Below are 20,417 nucleotides of genomic sequence, written 5' to 3' on the forward strand. Positions count from 1 at the left end.
TTAAGCCTGCTCTGCATAGCTTAAAAATCAAACTTAATGAGATACTTATGCCCGATATTGTCATTGCCTTTTTCGCCTTAGGCTTGTTAGCCGGCCTAGTGAAGTCAGATCTTAAAGTCCCCCCTGCTATCTACGAAACCCTATCCATACTGTTAATGCTCACTTTGGGCCTAAAGGGCGGAATGGCGCTCCACGGTCACACCCAAAACTTAGTGATCACTGAGCTGTTAGCGGTTGTTGCTTTAGGCTTTATTATCCCCTTAGCCTTATACCCAGTGTTAACTCGGCTGGTTCGCATTGGTCACACAGATGCTATTAGCATTGCCGCCCATTACGGCTCAGTTAGCGCGGGAACCTTTGCGGTGGTGATGGCTATGGTGGAAAAATCAGGGTTGATATTAAGACCCGAAACCACCCTCTATCTCGTGCTGCTGGAGCTGCCTGCGATCGTCGTAATGCTCTGGCTACACAGGTACTTAAGCGCCAAAAAAGCAATTGAATCATCACCCAAAAATGAAACACAATCGAGCGTATTGCACGAAGCGTTAACCAGCCGCGGCGTTGTACTACTCGTTGGTGGTGTGGTGATAGGTTGGCTTTACGGTCCAACGGGGCTTGCGCCGCTCACTCCTGTGTTACTCGGTGGGTTCAAAACTTTACTGGCATTATTTTTACTGGAAATGGGCTTAGTGACGGCTAAAGTGTGTTTGCCGCTACCACTGCAACAATGGCGCTTATTGGTGTTCGCCGCCGTTACGCCCTTTGTATTGGCTTGGTGTGGTATTGCGGTAGGATTATGGCTCGACTTACCTTCTGGCAGCATTTTAGTGCTAGCAGCATTAAGTGCCAGTGCATCTTATATCGCAGCGCCTGCAGCTATTCGAGCCGCAATACCCGAGGCCAATATTGGACTGGCTATGCTGGCCTCACTCGGCATTACGTTTCCAGTTAATGTGTTAATTGGCTTACCTTTATATCAACACTGGGTGATGCTCATTACGGCTTAATGGCGTAGCTTAGTACTTCTTGGTTGAATAAAAATCAATGAAAAGGGAGACATAATTGTCTCCCTTTTCATCTTGCTTAAGCACACATCAATTAAGGCGCATCACTGTGGTGGGCGGCTTTATCCTGATACATGGCCTTATCGGCGGAATCTAATAGATCCTCTAAACTCATCTCAGAATCTGGCGTCCAATGGGCGATACCAATACTGGTCGCTAAGCTATGTTGCTTAGGATGCTGTTGATTATATTGTTCAAGTAACAGCTTAAAACGCTCGATGACACGATTGACTGTATCGCTATGTACAAAACTTAATAGCACCACAAACTCATCACCGCCAAGCCTTGCAATCACATCCGACTCCCTAAAAGCGGTCATCAAGATATGAGCAAAATCGTATAACACTTGGTCGCCCTTGAGGTGACCAAAGTTGTCATTCACTTCCTTAAAAAAATCGAGATCGAAGAAGAGTAATGCCGCCTCAGATTCGGTACGCCGACAACTCGCCAGCGCCTGATGGGCCAGTAACTCAAATCCACGCCGATTCGAAATCGTCGTCAAAGGATCTAAAGTATTTTGCGCGATAGAGAGTAATTCCGCCTCCACCATTTGTCCTAAATCCGTCAAGGTTTCAATATCTTCAGCCGTAAACTCCCGCGGTTCAGTGCCGATTACACACAAGGTTCCTACCCGATATTGCCCGTGAATGGTTAAAGGATAGCCAGCGTAAAAGCGAATATGCGGCTGCTCCGTCACCAGTGGGTTGTCACTAAAACGCGGATCTTTGAGGGCGTCGTTTACGATTAAAATACTGTGTTGATTAATCGCATGGCCGCAAAATGAAATTTCCCGCGGTGTTTCAGTCACCTCCAATCCTTGGCGAGACTTAAACCACTGCCGTTCGGCATCCACTAAGGTCACAACACAAACTGGCAAAGAGAAAATTCTGCGCGTCAGCCGAGTAATACGATCGAAACGTTCCTCGGCATCGGTGTCGAGCACATTGAGTGCGCGTAACGTGGCCAAACGTTGCAGCTCGTTTTCAGGGATAGTAGGTAATTGCATTATGCTCTCTGCTAACTGCTTTCATTAAACTCTAGCCTAAATTGCGTATTCTTGCGGAGTTAAGGCTGATATTCGTTCCAGCCTTACCCTCTTTAAATGACTGTATAGATGACTATACTACTCAAGCACAGCGCGATAAATGTTTAACACTCGCTCGACATGTTCCTCTACGTCTAACACAGGTAACTGCCCCGCCTTTTGTTGCAAAGTCAGACGATGATTCTCATCCCTCAGTAAGCAATAGGTTTGAGTTAAATGCTGGGCACTCATTATAGGTAAAAGTTCAAGTTCAGCTAACACACCGAAAATCCGCACATTGTCAGACCAAATCGTTAGCTCTGGATACTCATTGGCATTAGCCAGCACTAAGTACTGGGCAATAAACTCAATATCTGCAATCCCGCCTGGGCTCTGTTTTAAATCAAACATGCCATCGCCGACTTTAAGCAAGTGATCGCGCATCTTCTGACGCATCTCACGCACCGCTTTTTGCAGCTCAGCTTTATCCCGCGGCTTTTCCAATACAGAAGCGCGAATACGGCTAAATTTGACCGCTAAACTATTGTCGCCAAAAACAAAACGCGAGCGCACTAAGGCTTGATGCTCCCAAGTCCACGCCTCATTAGCTTGGTATTCGCCAAAACGCTCAATCTCACTGACCATCAAACCCGAGGCGCCAGAAGGACGCAGCCGCATATCCACTTCATACAACTCCCCCGAAGTGGTGCGAGTCGAGAATAAATGCAGAATGCGCTGGGCAAGTTTGAGGTAAAAATGACCAACTTCAATCGGCCGATCACCATTGGTCAGGCCGTTCTCTGTTTTATTTTCACACAAGAAAACTAAATCGAGATCGGAGCCGTAACCCAATTCAATCCCGCCGAGCTTGCCATAACCGACAACGGCAAAGCCTGTGTCACTGCCCTCAAGGTGAGCGGGCACCCCATGGCGCACTGAAACCTGTTGCCACGCCTGCATCACCACTTGTTCGATAATAGCTTCGGCTAAAAAAGTTAAGTGATCGCTCACTTGCATCACGGGTAAAACACCCGTGACATCGGCGGCGGCGATTTTAAGTTGTTGTGAAAGCTTAAATTGTCGCAGCGCTTCCATCTGCTGCTCCATATCGTCCTCTGGCACGCGCAACATGTACTGGCGCAGCTCGCTCGGATAATCATCGATGGAGGTTGTGTCATAAAGCTGCGACGGATCGATAAGCTCATCGAGCAGCATGGGAAACTTAGCCAACTGCGCCGCAATCCAAGGGCTGGCACAGCACAGGCTCACTAACTGTTGCCGCGCGCCAGGGTTTTCACACAAAAGCTCAAGGTAAGTGGTGCGAGTTAAAATCTGCTCCAGCACCTTAGACACGGGTTCAAAGGCCGACGATGGACTCTGCTGATTAATCAACTCTTCCAATAATCTTGGCATTAATTTATCTAAGGTTTCCCGCCCGCGTGGACCAATCGAACGCTTAGTCACTGTTTCGCGCCAGCTGCTGAGCATAGGACTGAGCTTATCATCGTCGATTTGCTGTTCGGCCAATAACGCGACGGCATCATCAACATCTTGCATATGCCACAGCTGCGCTGTCCAGTGTTCGGCCTTTTCTTCGCCTTCTTCACCGCCCACAGTCGCTTTAAAATGACGATGGATTTTGCTCATTGCTGCTTCAATATGGGTACGTAAATCGACCTCATTGGCCATATCGAGCACATGACACAATCGCGCCCAATCCAGCGAATTATTCGGCAAGGTTTGGGTTTGTTTATCATCTATGGCTTGGAGTAAATTCTCCACTCTGCGCAGCAGTAAATAGCTGTGTTTAAGCTCATCCACAGCCAAATACTCAAACTGCCCTAAGCTATAGAGCGTATCGATAGCACCGAATAAACTCTGCTGGCGCAGCGCAGGCTCGCGGCCGCCACGAATTAATTGGAAACTCTGCACCACGAACTCGACCTCACGAATACCGCCCGCGCCGAGTTTAATATTGTCGGTCAAATGACGGCGACGCACTTCTTGCGCAATGAGCTGCTTCATTTTTCGCAGGGATTCAATCGCTGAAAAGTCGATATAGCGGCGATACACAAAAGGTCTAAGCAGGCTGTGTAATTCATCGGAGAAATGGCTCCAAGGTCCGAGCGCACGCGCCTTGACCATGGCATAGCGCTCCCAATCTCGACCCTGTTCTTGGTAATAATCCTCAAGGCCACTAAAACTCACCACCAGCGGGCCACTTTCACCATAGGGGCGCAAACGCATATCCACGCGGAACACGAATCCATCGACGGTAACTTGGTCGAGCAAGTTCACAAGTCTTTGTCCCATGCGGATAAAAAATTGTTGATTATCTAAACTGCGACGCCCACCAACGGTTTCACCATGCTCAGGGAAAGTGAAAATCAAATCGATATCGGAGGAGAAATTGAGCTCGCGGCCGCCTAATTTGCCCATGCCTAAAATCAGCAATGGCTGTGCATTGCCTTCTTTGTCCATCGGCGTGCCGTATTGGGCGCACATATCTTTATAGAGCCAATCGCGGGCGCAAATGACTAACGCTTCGGCAAGCGCCGACAGATCGAGCAGAGATTCTTCTAAACTGGCGTAGCCTAAAAAGTCACGCCAAGCTAAGCGCACCATTTGATAATTACGAAACCGCCGCAAGCTGGCTTTTGCCATATCTTCAGTTGTGGCGCGGCTTAGGACTTCGTGTAACTCAAGATCGAAGTTTTTACGCTCAATCAGGCTTAACTCGCCAGCAAGCAGAACATTAATCCATTCAGGATGTCGGCATAGCTGGGCCGCCACGTAATCACTGAGTCCAAGAATCGTTTTAAGCTCTTGCTGCTGGGCAGGTGTTAATTGTGCGAGTCCTTCGGACCATACTTCCTCTAACCGCAGCCAATTGTGCTCAGCGGTTTGATTAACGAGAATAGACAATGACTTATTACTGTCTTTTTGCATGGTCATAATAATCCCTAACAAATTTAGCTATCGACATATTATGTCGTAAATGATATAGATTGACGCCACATCATGTTATGTTCGACGAGACTTGCAGCTACCTGATGTAGCACACAAATAAAGGTATCCCCTTTTATCTGTGGCATTTAAGGGTACTATAACCTGCGCGGCAGGCATATTGGGCAAGCAGATTATTATTGCCTGCAAGTATTTGAGTTTTATTTCATTACCATTTGGAGAAAACATGGCAGGAATGCTAACCCGTGTTCTCACATCGATACTGTTTTTAACCGTTACGCTATCGCTGACGGGTTGTGGCGATGACAGACCGGATAAAATCGCGAAGTATCAACAACTCACGCAGCAACGCCTCGCTACGCTCACGACGATGATCGATGACGGCCAGTTGCGTAACGCTAACCTCTTAAAACAATACACCACACTGTTAAAGCAGCAGAAACCCGATTTAGCCCCCTTACTCGATGAATTAGCAAAGGATTCTGGTACCCAAGGCCCCATGTATACCTCGCTGAAACGTCGTTTAGATGAATCGAAAGTGGCGAGTAACTTTGCCGATCTCGATCAACAGCTAGCCGAAGCGGAAAATCTTTATCAAGCTGCTGATCCCAGTCTGTTTAACGATATGTTGTCAGATCCTGTCAACGTGGTCGCCGATATGTCCGACGGCAAACTGGCCCGCGTGAATGCGATTAGCCGTGAGGCCGCAACATTAGCCAATGGCGGTGAAGATTTTGGTCCAGGTAGTCAACTGGTTGGTAATCCATCTTATGGTAGCTGGCAAACCGATTCGAGCGGCACCTCGTTTTGGGCTTGGTATGGCATGTATTCGATGTTTTCGAATGTGTTCAATCGCCCGATTTCCTACGATCGTTGGTCGGGTAACCGAGGTTACAGCTATTACAATGACGTAGGCCGTTATCGCTATACCTCACCTAAACAAGCGGATGCGCAAAATAAGACCTTCGAACAAACAAAAAAACGTTTCGACTCCCAAGGCAAGCGCTTCGACAGCCCTTATGCCAAACCGCGTACCGGTGGCACGGCGTTATCCCGTGAAAGTACCAGCGCCCCTAAGGCTAGCAACACCACAAGCGCAAGCAAGAGTTCGAATAGTAAGTTCCGCTCTAACTATGCAAAAGACAGCAGTTTCCGTAATTCCAGTAATCGCACGACCCGCAGTGTGCGCCGGGGCAAGTAACTAAGGATTTCCAATGACACTATTTCAGGATTTCGGTATCACACCAGAGCTAGCCATCATTCTGGCTATCGATCTCACCATAGCCGTAATTTTGCTAACGCTGATGCGTTATTTGCAAGGTTGGAGCGTTAAAGTTAACAGCAGTAAGGAACTGGCGGAGCGTGATAACTTTGCCTTCGGCATCAGTACCGCGGGCGCAGTTGCGGCACTGGGTATAGTGCTCACGGGCGCTATCACAGGCGCTGCAGCGCACTCTTATCTTACCGAAGCGATTGGTATGAGCTGCTATGGTTTATTCGGCTTAGTGCTAATAAAACTGGGCCGCTTCCTCCACGATAAGATTGCGTTAAATGAGTTTGATAAGAACGAGCAAATCATCAAAGGTAATGTGTCTGTCGCGATTGTCGATGCCAGTGCTGCCATCGCCACTGCGATTATCATCCGCGCCGTGTTGTTATGGGCAGAAGACTTAACCCTAGATACTTTTATCGCTATCTTCAGTGCTTTTGCAATTTCGCAGTTGATGTTAGTGCTAGTGACACGCTGGCGCGAAAACCGTTTTGCAAGCCGCAATCAAGACTCGTCAATGCAGCAAGCCTTAGTACAAGGTCATACGGCATTAGCACTGCGTCATGCCGGTTATATGATAGCCATGGCGCTGAGCTTTAACGCTGCCAGCCACTTTATTATATTCAATCCAACGGCTTATGTGACTAACGTGATCGGTTGGTTAGTGTTCTCAGTCATCATGCTGATCGCACTCTCCTTACTGCTGTTCGTCGTGAAGAAACTGGTATTAGCCCGTATCGATTTAGCCGATGAAGTGGAAAGACAACACAATATCGGTATCGCCGCCGTTGAAATGGCGATCAGTATCGCTATCGCACTTATCCTCACGGCACTGATGGCCTAATCGAATGCAAGAAACCAGCTTAACCCCCTCGGCGGCTAAACCTAGCCGCCTAGGTTGGTTCGACGATGTCCTCTTATTGGGCATCATGGCCGTATTAGCAGGCTGCGGCCTGATTTACGAATATCTTTTATCCCACTATGCCGGGCGCATTTTAGGCGCATTAGAAGCCGCCATTTACACCATGATAGGCTTAATGATTGTCTCCATGGGGCTAGGTGCCTTCGCCGCCCGTAAGATCCGTGATGCCTTTACCGGTTTTGTGATTTTAGAACTCACAGTCGCACTCTGTGGCTCACTCGCCATTTTAATCACAGCGGCAGTGATTGGTTTCGGCCAACAACTGCCCTTGATGATTGCCAACACCTTAGGTTTACCACCAGATCAACTGCCCGAAGGCGGCATGATAGGCTCGCTGCAAAAACTCAGCGAATACTTACCCTATGTGTGGGGCGTGTTACTGGGCCTGATGATAGGTATGGAGATCCCGCTGATTGCTAGGGTGCGCCAATCACTCTCTGACGAGCATTTGCTGCACAATGCGGGAACAATTTACGGCGCCGATTACATAGGCGCAGGCATAGGTGCCGCCATTTGGGTGGGCTTTATGCTTGCCATTGATATCCAACTCGCCGCCGCCTTAACAGCCAGTTTCAACCTGTTGGCGGGTTTTGTGTTTATCTGGCGCTTCTGGCCTAAAATCCGCCGCCCTAAACTGCTTTTGACTGGGCACTTTATCGTGACTGGCATTTTACTCGTGTTAGCCATCCACGGCCCACGCTGGGAGCAAGAATTCAATAATTTGCTCTATAAAGACAAAGTGGTTTACGCCAAGGCGACACGTTTCCAACAGCTGACCTTCACCGAGCGACTGCGCGGTAACGGTCTGCCGCCCGTTTATGCGTTATACATCAATGGTCGCTTACAGTTTTCGAGCATAGACGAACACATCTACCATGCGTTTCTCGTGCATCCCACACTCGCCGCCAGTGCTCGCCATAACAAGGTGTTGATCATTGGCGGTGGCGATGGACTCGGTCTTAAGCAAGTGCTGCGCTGGGAGCCTGAGCAAGTGACGCTGCTCGATCTCGATGTAGGACTAGTGCAATTATTTAAGTCGCCCGATACGGATATGCCCGATAGTCTCAGTCGCGCTATGTTGGCGCTCAATGGCAACGCACTGAACGATCCCCGTGTCACAGTGATCAACGACGATGCATTTAATGGTATCGATAAACTGATTGCCACAGGCGTGAAATACGATGCGATTATCGTAGACTTGCCCGATCCGAGCCATCCCGATCTTAATAAACTGTATTCGGACTATTTCTACCGTAAATTAAAGGAACTTATGAGCAGTGATGGCGCTCTGACAGTACAGTCAACATCGCCTTACCATGCCCCTAAGGCCTTTATTTCGGTAGCAAAAACCTTGGCATTGGCGGGATTTGACGTCAAACAGTACCATCATAATGTGCCCAGTTTTGGCGAATGGGGTTGGAGTATAGCCACCGCAGGTGGGCTCGATGCACAACACAGATTATCGAAGTTAACTGAGTTGCCCATCAAAGATGACTGGCTCACTTTAGGTTTAGTGGATGGCGCCTTTGAGTTTCCAGCCAATTTTTATCAAGATGCCGCCAACATAAAACCCAATGAATTGGGTTCATTGCAGCTGTATCACTACCATTTGCAAGATTGGTCCGAGAATCAGGGACTGAATCTTTTTTAATAGGACAAGATAGTGCTTGACATATTATGTCTCGGTGCTATCTTTGAACGCAGACATAATATGTCAATAAGGACAAATATGAATATCCATACCCTTGCCAATCACCTCAACAGTCTTGGCAATAATAGCCAAACCGGCTTTCAATTCGATTGTTATCCTATTGATGGCGAAGTCGAAGTACTGCAAGTGAATGTGGTTGGCCGTGAAGAAATACCGGTATTCGTATCGGTGACGGATAACCAGATTCTTTGCATCAGTTACCTGTGGGGCGAGAACGAAGTAAACCAAGAACGTCGCAGCGAAATGTTTGAAACCATGCTAGAACTCAACATTCCGATGCCCTTGTCAGCCTTTGCGAAAATTGATGACAAATACGTAGTTTACGGCGCGCTTTCACTGCAATCTAGCATGCTCGAAATCGAGCAAGAATTAGCAGTTTTATCCGATAACTGTTTAGAAGTTATCGATGAAATGGTCGACTATCTAAAATAAGGAGCCACAAAATGGGCATTCTGAATAAAATTTTAACAGCGTTTCGCGGTGGTGCCACCGAAGTTGGCCAAAGCATCGTTGACGCAAACTCAACGCGTATTTTCGAACAGGAAATTCGCGACGCCGAAAAACATTTAACCAACGCTAAGCGTGAACTGACCGATGTCATGGCGAAAGAAATGCAAGCCAGCCGTGAAATCGACCGCCTGAAACGCTCGATTGCCGAGCACGAAGGGTATGCGACTCAAGCATTGGACAAAGGTAATGAAGCCTTAGCAATTGAAGTCGCTGAAAAAATTGCCCAGCTCGATCAAGAGCTTGCTGAGCAGCAAACTGCCAACGATAGCTTTAGCGCCCATGCAGCACGTTTGAAAGACTTAGTGAAGAAAACCGAGCGTCAACTGTCTGATTATCAACGTCAGCTGAGCATGGTTAAAACCACTGAAAGCGTGCAAAAAGCCACGGCAACCATTACTGACTCGTTCGCGTCTAGCAACTCTAAGCTGCTGAACGCTAAAGATTCACTTGAGCGCATCAAGGCACGTCAGCAACAGTTTGACGACCGCCTGAAAGCGGCAGAAACCTTAGCCGATGAAAACAGTGACAAGTCACTGCAATCTAAGCTAGCCGAAGCCGGTATTGGTGAGCAAAAGTCGAATGCAAATGCTGTGCTAGACCGAATTAAAGCACGTAAAAGCTAAGCAATGATTGACCGAATGCCGAGTCTCAGTGGGATCATCACCCCCTACTGACCTCGGCATTTTTTGTTTCATCCGCATAAAATAATTGACCACTATTGCCCGTTACGATCCGCAGCCAATCGATTTGAAGCCGCACGCGAGCATAGTCAGCAGGAGTCACTATGGGGTTTTTCAATAGTATTTTTGGTAAGAAAGCAGCGCCACAGCGCGAGCTCAATCACCCATCCCAGCTCAATGTGGGCGACATGATCTCAATTGATGACAGCTTTGCCCTGCCGCCACAACTTCGTGGTCAACAATTGAGGGTAGAAGCCGTACATACTTATGAGTCTGAACGTAATCAGCAAGCCGAATGGTTACTTAAAGGCCATGGTAGCGACACTCTCTTTTTAAGCATCGAAGAAGACGACGAAACCTATCTCGCCTTCTCGATTAAAATTTCCCGCGCCCAAGTGGAACAATTATTCGATCTTGAGCAGTTCAGCGCCCTGTTCGATGAACCGGGTCATGCCGAGTTAACCACGAAAGAATTACCAGCCGACTTAGCTGAAAAACTGCAGCAATGGCTTGGAAAGCAATATCACCAAGTGACGTTTGCCGCTTTTGGCTATTTCCATCGTCAGGACTACCGCGGCCAAAGGCCACCACAAGACGCCAATGGCGCCACGGGTGAGCCCTTCGAGTACTATTTACTGCTCGATGACGATGAAAGCCGCGCCGTCGAAGTGGAAGTCTACGAAGGTGGCGATACAGATGTTGTCTTGACCTTATATCGCCCACTGACGGATATTCGGGAATACTGGCCAGCGAAATAAGCCAAAAATAAGATAAAGTGCGCGCTCGCACTTTATCGATAATCCCAATACAATCTCACAGATAAGCGCTAGAAACGGTTGATAGCAATAGGTAATACGCCATGAGTAAGACCAAACACCCTCTCCCCGAGCAATGGTTAAAGAACCAACAAGCCGCGAAAGCAACGCAAGTCGCCTTTGATCTCGATGAAAAATTTCAATACTCAATTCGTAAAGCCGCGTTGGATGCAGGTGTGAGCCCTTCGGATCAAATTCGCACGATTTTGGGCCTAAGCGTGTCGAAACGACCAACGCGTCCACGTCTTACTGTGTCACTCAATGCCGATGACTATGTACAACTGGCAGAAAAATATGGTTTAAGCGCCGATTCGCAGCTAGAAATTAAACGCCGAGTCCTCGACGATTTAGTTCAATTTGTAGATAAGAAATAACTCCCACAAACATTGCACAGGCTATTGAATATATAGCCTGTGCAATTAATTGACGAAATTCGATTTTATTGGCTTAGACAATTTACTCACAGCCTAAAGTCTTTTACTTTAGTTGAGACATTCGCCGCACTTAACAGGGATCATGTTTGGCATGACAGATAAAACCCCATGGTCACTTCGCACCCTTGGCAGCCCTTCTCCATTCGAAATGGCGATGATGTTGCTATCCTTGCTGTCGGTGATCATAGTGCTCGTCATGACCTTCGGCCGCCTCGATAGCGAAACCTACCGCTTACTCTTTTTCGTCGATACCAGCATTTGTATGATTTTCATGATCAACTTCTTCATTGGGTTGTTCAGAGCTCGCGATAAACGCTTTTTCATTAAACACCATTGGATTGATTTTATTGCCAGCATTCCGGCAATTGAAGCCCTGCGGATGGCACGCTTGTTCCAAATCCTGCGGGTAATCCGCCTGATCCGCATGAGTCGTTCACTGCTGCTTCCACTGATCAAACAACGTAAACAAGCCACCTTAGCCAGTTTGCTGGTCGCCATGGTGACGATTCTAACCTTAGCCTCTGTGATCATTTTGATCGTCGAGAGTGGCACCGAAGGCGCTAATATCCAAACCGCAGAACAAGCGATTTGGTGGGCGTTAGTCACTATCTCGACCGTCGGTTACGGCGATTATTATCCGGTGACGACAGCTGGCCATATCATAGGCGGTATTGTGATTGTCAGCGGCGTGAGCTTTTTTGGGGTGATCTCAGGTTATATGGCGTCGGTATTTGTCGCACCCGATGAAACTGAGCGACAGGAGCGCCAAGAGGCCCATAAAGCCGAAATAAAGTCAGAACTCGAATTAGCCTTAGCGAGAATGGAAGAAAACCAGCAAAAGATGGAACAGAACCAAGCGCAAATGCTCGCAAAAATTGCAGAGCTGAAGCAAGTTATCGAAAACAGAAACAACTGATTTAGCGAATAATTGGCTAATAATAAAAAGGACTCAATCCAATATGGATTGAGCCCTTAGCATTATAGGGCCGAGTTAGGAACAGCGCTACGCCAGTCAACGGCTTAGCATCAGTTCAACGTTATAAACATAACCCTACCAATAGGCCTGTTGTTGCATCGCATTACGGCGTGTCGACTCCATGGCAAATAACAAACTTTGCTGTTTATCTTCCAGCCATTCCGTTAAATCAATATCCAACGCTCGGCTCGCATCCTGCACCGCACGGTAACAGGCTAAGGTTTTAATCCCGAGCACCAGATCTTGCCAAGGTGCACGAAATGCATCCCGTGATTTCGCCTCATACAAACTGCCATAGGCATGACCGACTAAGATACTCTCATCAAGCACTGCAGCTACTTGCAGGTAATTTGCACTGGTCATGACACTATTGAGTGGCATGACATCAAGGATTGCCACCCAAGAGGCTTGCTGAGCGCGGTCGGCATGCTGGCGTAAGCTAGGCTGATTACTGATGTCGACTTCACCTGCACTGATCTTAAGCAATAGTTCAACTATCGCCAGCTGTAATTGACCATATTCAGTTTGTTGCCACAGGGAGAGTAAACGTCCCTTCAGATTCATCTCTGTCAGTTGCACCATAAGCCGCGCGTTAACTTGGGCATGTTGGCCAAGTTTTGCGAACAAGCCCCTTTGGCTTCCAAGCAAGGCGGTTAGCGCCTGTGCTTGCTCGATAAAATCGAGCTGTTTTTCAATCGACATGAATTGACTAGAGAGTTTCACATTCAATAACTTGAACTGACTTAAGGTCATACGCAGCAAACGAATACAGGCACGCATTCGCCACCACAGTGCCACACAGGCTTCGGGTTCGCTTTCCTCTGCAATCATGCTTTCTAATAATTGCCAACGCTCAAGCGCGGTTTCAAGCAGGATTTGGCAGTTTGCACTTAACTCCTGTGAAGAAGAATCATGTGACTCAGTCAGTGGCAAAAATTCCAATGCGTTTAAATCGAGCGGCTTAGCTTTACCCGCTAATCGATAGCCGCGCTGTGCTTTACTGGCTTTACCTAACCGCACAGGCACCACGCTCGCCACTTGCATCGCCAGCTTAAGTAGTGCCTCAGTATCGCCACTGAGGAGTTCAAACTCGAGTTCACACAGCGCTTCTTGCTGACCATTGGCGGTGATTTCACCTATGTCTAACGCCACTTCAACCACGCTATTATCAATCTGAACATGCCAAGCGCGGCGATAAAAATCGGTGTGAAATATACAAGTCAACTGGGCTTGAGTGGCCGCTAAATCGGCATCGGCGGGCCAAATACTGGCTGGGAATAGACTTAAATCTGGGCTATCGGCTTGGATAGTCACATTATATTCGGGCCGCGAATGAATGCCGCCCACGACTTGTCCTGCGGTTTTTATGGTCTGCTCCCTGTGCGCATCGTAACCGCGCACCCGCAAACCCATGTCCCACTGACGCAGTTGTAAGTCAGGGGTGTCGAAATAACCATTCGTCAAACGACGTTGACCTTGAGGTACGGCATTATCGAGACTATCTAACTTATTTATCAGGGATTCTTGATATATCGGCAGGAAAAACAGTTTTAATTCAATCTCAGCATTCATTGCGTAACCGCTCATTTTGTCATCAAATATTCATCGATGCGTCATCTTTAGTTCATAATGTCACAAATTTGTCATAAAAATCCCGTAGGATTTGGTTTTGCAGTTGGTATATAACCCGTTAGAATAAACCTGTCGTTTTTTCTGAAAAAACACAGTTTCAATACGCGGACGCATAGGTTAACATGCGCCCGCTTTTTCCAATAATGGAACAATCTAAATAGGTAAACGGCAATGCCAGTAAACTCTATTTTGGGCGTGTTTGCAAAATCGCCAATTAAGCCTCTTCAAGAGCACATGGACAAAGTACACGATTGCGCATCGTTACTCGTCCCCTTTTTCGAAGCCACTATCACAGGTAACTGGGACAGTGCAGTTCAATTACGTAAGCAAATTAGTTTAGCCGAGAAGCAAGCAGATTCACTGAAGCGTGAAATCCGCCTGACTCTGCCAAGCGGTTTGTTTATGCCAGTAGAACGTACAGATTTATTGGAACTTTTAACTCAACAAGACAAGATTGCCAACAAAGCAAAAGATATTTCTGGTCGTGTTATCGGCCGTCAGCTGTTAATCCCTCAGGTCATGCAAGTCCCTTTTATTGCTTATCTACAACGCTGTATCGATGCGGTAGCACTAGCAAAACAAGTCATTAATGAACTCGAAGATCTGTTAGAAACAGGTTTCCGTGGTCGTGAAGTCGACTTAGTGGCAAAAATGATCAACGAACTCGATATCATCGAAGAAGATACTGACGATCTACAAATTCAGTTACGCCGTCAGTTATTCGCCATGGAATCTGAATTGAATCCTGTCGATGTGATGTTCCTCTACAAAACGATTGAATGGGTCGGTGGTCTTGCAGATCTTGCCGAACGCGTCGGTTCACGTCTTGAGCTTATGCTGGCTCGCGTTTAACAAATAAGGTTATCAAGGTATCAATATGGTTGATGCAGGTATTGAGGTGGCTAACGTCTTAGTCACCAATGGCCCGTGGCTTATTGCCGTTGCGGCTGCATTTGGTTTTCTCATGGCATGGGGTATTGGCGCCAATGACGTTGCCAATGCGATGGGAACCTCTGTAGGTTCAAACGCAATTACGATCAAACAAGCGATTATTATCGCGATGATCTTTGAGTTTGCGGGTGCATATTTAGCCGGTGGCGAAGTCACCAGCACGATCCGTAATGGGATCATTGATTCAAGCTACTTTACAAACACCCCAGAATTGCTGGTTTACGGCATGATAGGTTCGCTTTTAGCGGCAGGTATTTGGCTAGTGGTTGCGTCAGCTTTAGGTTGGCCAGTATCAACAACTCACTCTATCGTCGGTGCCATCATAGGTTTCGCGGCAATCGGTGTCGGTACTGAATCGGTCGAATGGGGTAAAGTAGGCGGTATCGTAGGTTCTTGGGTGATTACCCCTGCAATCTCAGGCTTTATGGCTTTTATCATATTCCAAAGCGTACAAAAGCTTATTTTCAACACTGACGACCCATTGAGCAATGCTAAGCGTTATGTGCCTTTCTATATGGCATTCGCTGGCTTTATCATGTCGTTAGTGACCATTCTTAAGGGCTTATCCCATGTGGGTATTCACTTAAGTGGCGCAGAAGCTTACCTGTTAGCGGGCGCTATCGCAGTTGTGGTGGGTTTATTTGGTAAAGTGGCCATTTCACGTTTACAAATGAGCGATAAAAACGACCGTCAAACCCAGTTCAAAAACGTTGAAAAAGTGTTTGCGATCTTAATGGTACTGACGGCCTGTTGTATGGCTTTCGCCCATGGCTCAAACGACGTTGCCAACGCGATTGGTCCTTTAGCAGCGGTGGTTTCTGTCGTTAACAGCGGCGGTGAAATTGCATCAAAATCACCATTAGTCTGGTGGATTCTACCTTTAGGTGCCGTAGGTATCGTGATGGGTCTGGCTATTTTTGGTCAGCGCGTGATGCAAACCATAGGTAAAAACATCACTCACCTGACGCCAAGTCGTGGTTTTGCAGCTGAATTAGCAGCGGCTTCGACAGTGGTTATCGCATCGGGCACAGGCTTACCTATCTCTACCACTCAAACCTTAGTCGGTGCGGTATTAGGTGTGGGCATGGCCCGTGGTATCGCAGCGATTAACATTGGTGTGGTGCGTAATATCGTCGTATCTTGGGTTGTGACCCTACCTGCAGGCGCAGGCCTATCAATCATCTTCTTCTTTATGATTAAAGGTATCTTTAATTAAGAGGTTTCGCTAAATAAGTTACTGAAGTTAAGTAATATTAGCGCCTAGGACTAGAAGGTCTTAGGAAAGATAGAGTGAAATGGGAATGGTCATAGCATGGATGCAGTAAAGTTGAGGGAAGTCTATGACTTCCCTCTTGCATTACAGGCCTCAAATCCCTAGCATGTGCAGACTATTTCGTTGATGAGAATACAAAAGTGTTTAGACTCCTGACTCTGGTAGGAATGATGTTACTGTCTTCCAACCTGCTGGCCGAAGGCCAATCCCGTTACATCTCGGATAACGTGTTCCTTTATCTTTTAGGTGGCCCAGGTACTGAGTTCCGAATTCTTGGATCAATTGAAGCCGGTCAACCTGTGACACTGCTCAACGAAACCCAAGGCGATTACTCTAAGATCATCGACCATAAAGGCCGCGAAGGTTGGGTGCAAACTAACCTAATCAGCTCGACTCAAAGTTTCCGTGAACAAGTGCCAGCATTAACCACTGAGCTTGCACAAGCTAAAGCTAAACTAGCGGAAGTATTAAGTTCGACTGATAACCACGCCGACGAAGTGACCGAACTGAAGGCTAAACTAAGCGAGTTAGAAACAAACCTAGCCAAAACCACTCAAGAACGTGATGAACTTAAAGTCGCGGTTGATCGCTCAGCCCAAGATGAGCGTTTTGAACTATGGCGCCAAGGCGGATTAATTGCAGGTATGGGGTTAATCCTAGGCATTATTTTAGTATATTTACCCAGACCACAACGTCGCAGTAAAAAACGTTGGATGTAAGTCTGACCTGCAAAAAAGTCTTAATTTATCTTCCAAAAGCCAGTGTTTTCAAACACTGGCTTTTTTGTCAATCAAGCGTTACATCGACTTATTAACAAGCCAATCAAACAAGCTTCACAATCTTTCACGCTACAGTGTTGTCCGTCACATTTTGGTTGTATAATCGGCGCGCGCAAACCTTCATATTGTATACAAAATATCAAATGCGTTTAGCGCCTCCCAATTTGTTTCAACAATAGCGCCCCAATAACGGCCAAGATGGAAGCGATAACTATGTTCAAAGCGAGTGAAGTGCTGGCAGGCCGCTACGATTCTGCCAATCTCGACGAACTGTTCAAAGCGATCAGCGACAACTACATTGTCGATGAAGAACAATACTTGTCAGAGTTGATCCAACTAGTTCCCTCCAGTGATGAAGCCATAGAGCGCGTCACTCGTCGTGCCCACGAACTGGTTAACAAGGTTCGTCAATTCGATAAAAAAGGGTTGATGGTCGGCATTGATGCCTTCTTGCAACAGTACAGCTTAGAAACACAGGAAGGCATTATCCTGATGTGTTTAGCCGAAGCGCTGCTGCGTATTCCCGATGCGGCCACTGCCGATGCACTGATTGAAGATAAGCTTTCAGGCGCTAAGTGGGATGAGCACATGAGTAAGAGTGACTCTGTACTCGTTAACGCATCGACCTGGGGCTTAATGCTCACAGGTAAGATTGTTAAACTCGATAAAAAAATCGATGGCACCCCAAGCAACTTACTGAGCCGCTTAGTTAATCGTCTCGGCGAGCCCGTGATCCGCCAAGCCATGATGGCCGCGATGAAGATCATGGGTAAGCAGTTCGTGCTGGGCCGCAACATGAAAGAAGCCCTGAAGAACAGCGAAGACAAGCGTAAGTTAGGCTATACCCATTCCTACGACATGCTGGGTGAAGCGGCGTTAACGCGCAAAGATGCCGAAAAATACTATACCGATTACGCCAATGCGATAACCGAGCTCGGTGCTCAAAGCTATAACGAAAATGAATCACCGCGCCCAACGATTTCAATCAAGCTATCGGCATTGCACCCACGTTACGAAGTGGCCAATGAAGACCGCGTTTTAACTGAACTGTACGACACAGTTATCCGCCTGATAAAACTGGCTCGCGGCTTAAATATCGGTATTTCTATTGATGCTGAAGAAGTCGATCGCCTCGAGTTGTCACTTAAACTGTTCCAAAAACTGTTTAATTCAGATGCAGCAAAAGGCTGGGGATTACTCGGCATAGTCGTGCAGGCTTACTCTAAGCGTGCCCTGCCCGTACTGGTTTGGTTAACGCGTCTTGCCAAAGAGCAAGGCGATGAAATCCCCTTACGTCTGGTAAAAGGCGCCTATTGGGATAGCGAACTGAAATGGGCGCAACAAGCGGGCGAAGCCGCTTACCCACTTTACACTCGCAAAGCAGGTACTGACGTGTCTTACCTCGCCTGCGCCCGCTACTTGCTATCGGATGCAACTCGCGGCGCTATCTACCCACAATTTGCTAGCCACAATGCGCAAACTGTAGCGGCGATTTCCGATATGGCGGGCGATCGTCACCATGAATTCCAACGCTTACACGGCATGGGACAAGAGCTGTACGACACTATTCTGTCGGAAGCTGGCGCCAAATCGGTACGTATTTATGCGCCTATCGGTGCCCATAAGGATCTGCTGCCCTACTTAGTCCGTCGTCTGCTGGAAAACGGCGCTAACACGTCGTTCGTCCATAAGCTTGTCGATCCTAAAACCCCCATCGAGTCATTAGTGGTGCATCCGCTAAAAACGCTGACGGGCTATAAAACCCTGGCTAACAACAAAATCGTATTACCTGCCGATATTTTCGGTAGCGAACGCAAAAATTCCAAGGGACTCAATATGAACATCATTTCCGAATCTGAGCCGTTTTTCGCAGCTTTAGAACAATTTAAAAATACCCAATGGCAAGCGGGTCCTCTGGTTAACGGTAAAACTTTAACTGGCGAACACAAAACAGTTGTTAGCCCATTCGATACCACTCAAACTGTGGGTCAAGTGGCCTTTGCCGATGACGCAGCCATAGAACAAGCACTAGCATCCGCCGAAGCGGCATTTACCTCTTGGGCACGTACGCCAGTAGAAACCCGTGCCTCTGCACTACAAAAGTTAGCCGATTTATTAGAAGAAAACCGCGAAGAATTGATCGCCCTGTGCACCCGTGAAGCGGGCAAGAGCATTCAAGACGGTATCGACGAAGTACGTGAAGCCGTTGATTTCTGTCGTTACTACGCAGTACAAGCCAAGAAGATGATGGCGAAGCCTGAACTGCTTCCTGGCCCAACGGGAGAGCTGAACGAACTGTTCCTCCAAGGCCGCGGTGTGTTCGTGTGTATCAGCCCATGGAACTTCCCATTGGCCATCTTCCTCGGTCAAGTCTCTGCGGCATTAGCGGCGGGTAATACAGTCATCGCAAAACCCGCGGAGCAAACCTCGATTATTGGTTACCGTGCGGTGCAACTCGCTCACCAAGCGGGTATTCCTGTCGAAGTGCTGCAATTCCTACCGGGTACTGGTGCGACTGTGGGTAGCGCAATTACGGCCGATGAACGTATCGGTGGCGTGTGCTTTACCGGTTCAACTGGCACAGCAAAACTGATTAACCGCACACTCGCCAACCGCGAAGGCGCGATTATTCCATTAATCGCCGAAACGGGCGGCCAAAATGCCATGGTGGTGGACTCAACCTCACAACCTGAGCAAGTGGTTAATGATGTGGTTTCATCGTCATTCACCAGCGCGGGCCAACGCTGCTCCGCACTGCGCGTGCTCTTCCTCCAAGAAGACATCGCCGATCGCGTGATCGAAGTGCTGCAAGGCGCAATGGATGAGTTAGTGATTGGCAACCCAAGCTCAGTGAAAACTGACGTAGGCCCAGTGATTGATGCTACCGCCAAAGCCAACTTAGATGCGCACATCGACCACATCAAGCAAGTCGGTAAGCTTATTAAGCAAATGCCGCTTCCTACTGGCACTGAGAACGGTCACTTTGTGTCGCCAACGGCGGTTGAAATCGATTCGATTAAAGTGCTTGAGAAAGAACACTTTGGCCCAATCCTGCACATTATCCGCTACAAGGCATCTGAACTTGCCCAAGTGATCAATGAAATCAACAGCACAGGCTTTGGTTTAACCTTAGGTATCCACAGCCGTAACGAAGGCCATGCCCTTGAAGTGGCAGATAAAGTGAACGTGGGTAACGTCTACATCAACCGTAACCAAATCGGCGCAGTGGTTGGCGTTCAGCCTTTCGGCGGTCAAGGTCTATCTGGCACTGGTCCTAAAGCCGGCGGCCCACACTACTTAACCCGTTTTGTGACTGAAAAGACTCGCACCAACAACATCACCGCTATCGGTGGTAATGCGACCCTGCTGTCACTGGGTGATAGCGAAGAATAATATCGCTCACCAGTGA

At 47.7% G+C, this 20,417-nt stretch carries 16 protein-coding genes; 13 read left to right on the top strand and 3 right to left on the bottom strand.

The genetic code is table 11. The features are described 5' to 3' along the window. Window positions 1–47: 47 nt before the first annotated feature. Window positions 48–1,007 carry a sodium-dependent bicarbonate transport family permease gene (locus tag K5Q99_RS02305; protein WP_220775916.1) on the top strand — a complete coding sequence of 320 codons (960 nt, stop codon included), beginning with the start codon at window positions 48–50 and terminating at the stop codon, window positions 1,005–1,007. 91 nt (window positions 1,008–1,098) lie between these two features. Here K5Q99_RS02305 and K5Q99_RS02310 read toward each other — a convergent pair whose 3' ends face one another. After that, window positions 1,099–2,070, bottom strand: coding sequence for a GGDEF domain-containing protein (locus tag K5Q99_RS02310; RefSeq protein WP_220592111.1), 972 nt, complete (start codon window positions 2,068–2,070; stop codon window positions 1,099–1,101). Window positions 2,071–2,187: 117 nt separating this feature from the next. After that, the gene (gene glnE, locus K5Q99_RS02315; RefSeq protein WP_220775917.1) at window positions 2,188–5,043 is read right to left on the bottom strand and encodes a bifunctional [glutamate--ammonia ligase]-adenylyl-L-tyrosine phosphorylase/[glutamate--ammonia-ligase] adenylyltransferase; all 2,856 of its coding nucleotides are present in this window, start codon (window positions 5,041–5,043) and stop codon (window positions 2,188–2,190) included. 238 nt (window positions 5,044–5,281) lie between these two features. Between glnE and K5Q99_RS02320 the strand changes: the two genes are divergently transcribed. The 8 genes from K5Q99_RS02320 to K5Q99_RS02355 all read left to right on the top strand — a co-directional run bounded on the left by K5Q99_RS02320 (window position 5,282) and on the right by K5Q99_RS02355 (window position 12,313). Next, entirely contained in the window at window positions 5,282–6,256 is a 975-nt protein-coding gene (locus K5Q99_RS02320) for a hypothetical protein (protein WP_220592109.1), read from the top strand. Window positions 6,257–6,269: 13 nt separating this feature from the next. Then, the gene (locus K5Q99_RS02325; RefSeq protein WP_220775918.1) at window positions 6,270–7,169 is read left to right on the top strand and encodes a DUF350 domain-containing protein; all 900 of its coding nucleotides are present in this window, start codon (window positions 6,270–6,272) and stop codon (window positions 7,167–7,169) included. A gap of 4 nt (window positions 7,170–7,173) precedes the next feature. Further along, a complete protein-coding gene (locus K5Q99_RS02330; protein ID WP_220775919.1) occupies window positions 7,174–8,898 on the top strand; it encodes a polyamine aminopropyltransferase in 1,725 nt (574 codons plus the stop codon). 78 nt (window positions 8,899–8,976) lie between these two features. Next, window positions 8,977–9,390, top strand: a complete 414-nt coding sequence (locus tag K5Q99_RS02335) for a YjfI family protein (RefSeq protein ID WP_007645549.1) — start codon at window positions 8,977–8,979, stop codon at window positions 9,388–9,390. Between the two features lie 11 nt (window positions 9,391–9,401). After that, window positions 9,402–10,091, top strand: coding sequence for a PspA/IM30 family protein (locus tag K5Q99_RS02340; RefSeq protein WP_106649569.1), 690 nt, complete (start codon window positions 9,402–9,404; stop codon window positions 10,089–10,091). A gap of 161 nt (window positions 10,092–10,252) precedes the next feature. Continuing rightward, on the top strand, window positions 10,253–10,906 hold the full coding sequence (locus tag K5Q99_RS02345; RefSeq protein ID WP_220775920.1) for a DUF4178 domain-containing protein: 654 nt from the start codon (window positions 10,253–10,255) through the stop codon (window positions 10,904–10,906). Between the two features lie 101 nt (window positions 10,907–11,007). Then, window positions 11,008–11,337, top strand: a complete 330-nt coding sequence (locus K5Q99_RS02350) for a hypothetical protein (protein ID WP_220775921.1) — start codon at window positions 11,008–11,010, stop codon at window positions 11,335–11,337. 151 nt (window positions 11,338–11,488) lie between these two features. Further along, the gene (locus tag K5Q99_RS02355) at window positions 11,489–12,313 is read left to right on the top strand and encodes an ion transporter (RefSeq protein ID WP_106651766.1); all 825 of its coding nucleotides are present in this window, start codon (window positions 11,489–11,491) and stop codon (window positions 12,311–12,313) included. A 135-nt stretch (window positions 12,314–12,448) separates the two neighbouring features. Here K5Q99_RS02355 and K5Q99_RS02360 read toward each other — a convergent pair whose 3' ends face one another. Then, window positions 12,449–13,945, bottom strand: coding sequence for a CYTH domain-containing protein (locus K5Q99_RS02360; RefSeq protein WP_220775963.1), 1,497 nt, complete (start codon window positions 13,943–13,945; stop codon window positions 12,449–12,451). 231 nt (window positions 13,946–14,176) lie between these two features. On the opposite strand from K5Q99_RS02360, the gene K5Q99_RS02365 reads away from it, so the two are divergent. The 4 genes from K5Q99_RS02365 to putA all read left to right on the top strand — a co-directional run bounded on the left by K5Q99_RS02365 (window position 14,177) and on the right by putA (window position 20,401). Continuing rightward, entirely contained in the window at window positions 14,177–14,857 is a 681-nt protein-coding gene (locus K5Q99_RS02365; protein ID WP_105251552.1) for a TIGR00153 family protein, read from the top strand. A gap of 25 nt (window positions 14,858–14,882) precedes the next feature. Beyond that, window positions 14,883–16,172 (top strand): inorganic phosphate transporter, encoded by a 1,290-nt coding sequence (locus K5Q99_RS02370; protein ID WP_220775922.1) that lies wholly within the window; start codon window positions 14,883–14,885, stop codon window positions 16,170–16,172. A gap of 227 nt (window positions 16,173–16,399) precedes the next feature. Next, window positions 16,400–16,948 carry a TIGR04211 family SH3 domain-containing protein gene (locus tag K5Q99_RS02375; protein WP_037391127.1) on the top strand — a complete coding sequence of 183 codons (549 nt, stop codon included), beginning with the start codon at window positions 16,400–16,402 and terminating at the stop codon, window positions 16,946–16,948. 258 nt (window positions 16,949–17,206) lie between these two features. Beyond that, complete coding sequence (gene putA / locus K5Q99_RS02380) at window positions 17,207–20,401, top strand: bifunctional proline dehydrogenase/L-glutamate gamma-semialdehyde dehydrogenase PutA (protein WP_220775923.1); 3,195 nt, start codon at window positions 17,207–17,209, stop codon at window positions 20,399–20,401. Window positions 20,402–20,417 lie beyond the last annotated feature (16 nt).

This window comes from Shewanella hafniensis (genome assembly GCF_019655335.1).
GTDB classification, from domain to species: Bacteria; Pseudomonadota; Gammaproteobacteria; order Enterobacterales; family Shewanellaceae; genus Shewanella; species Shewanella hafniensis.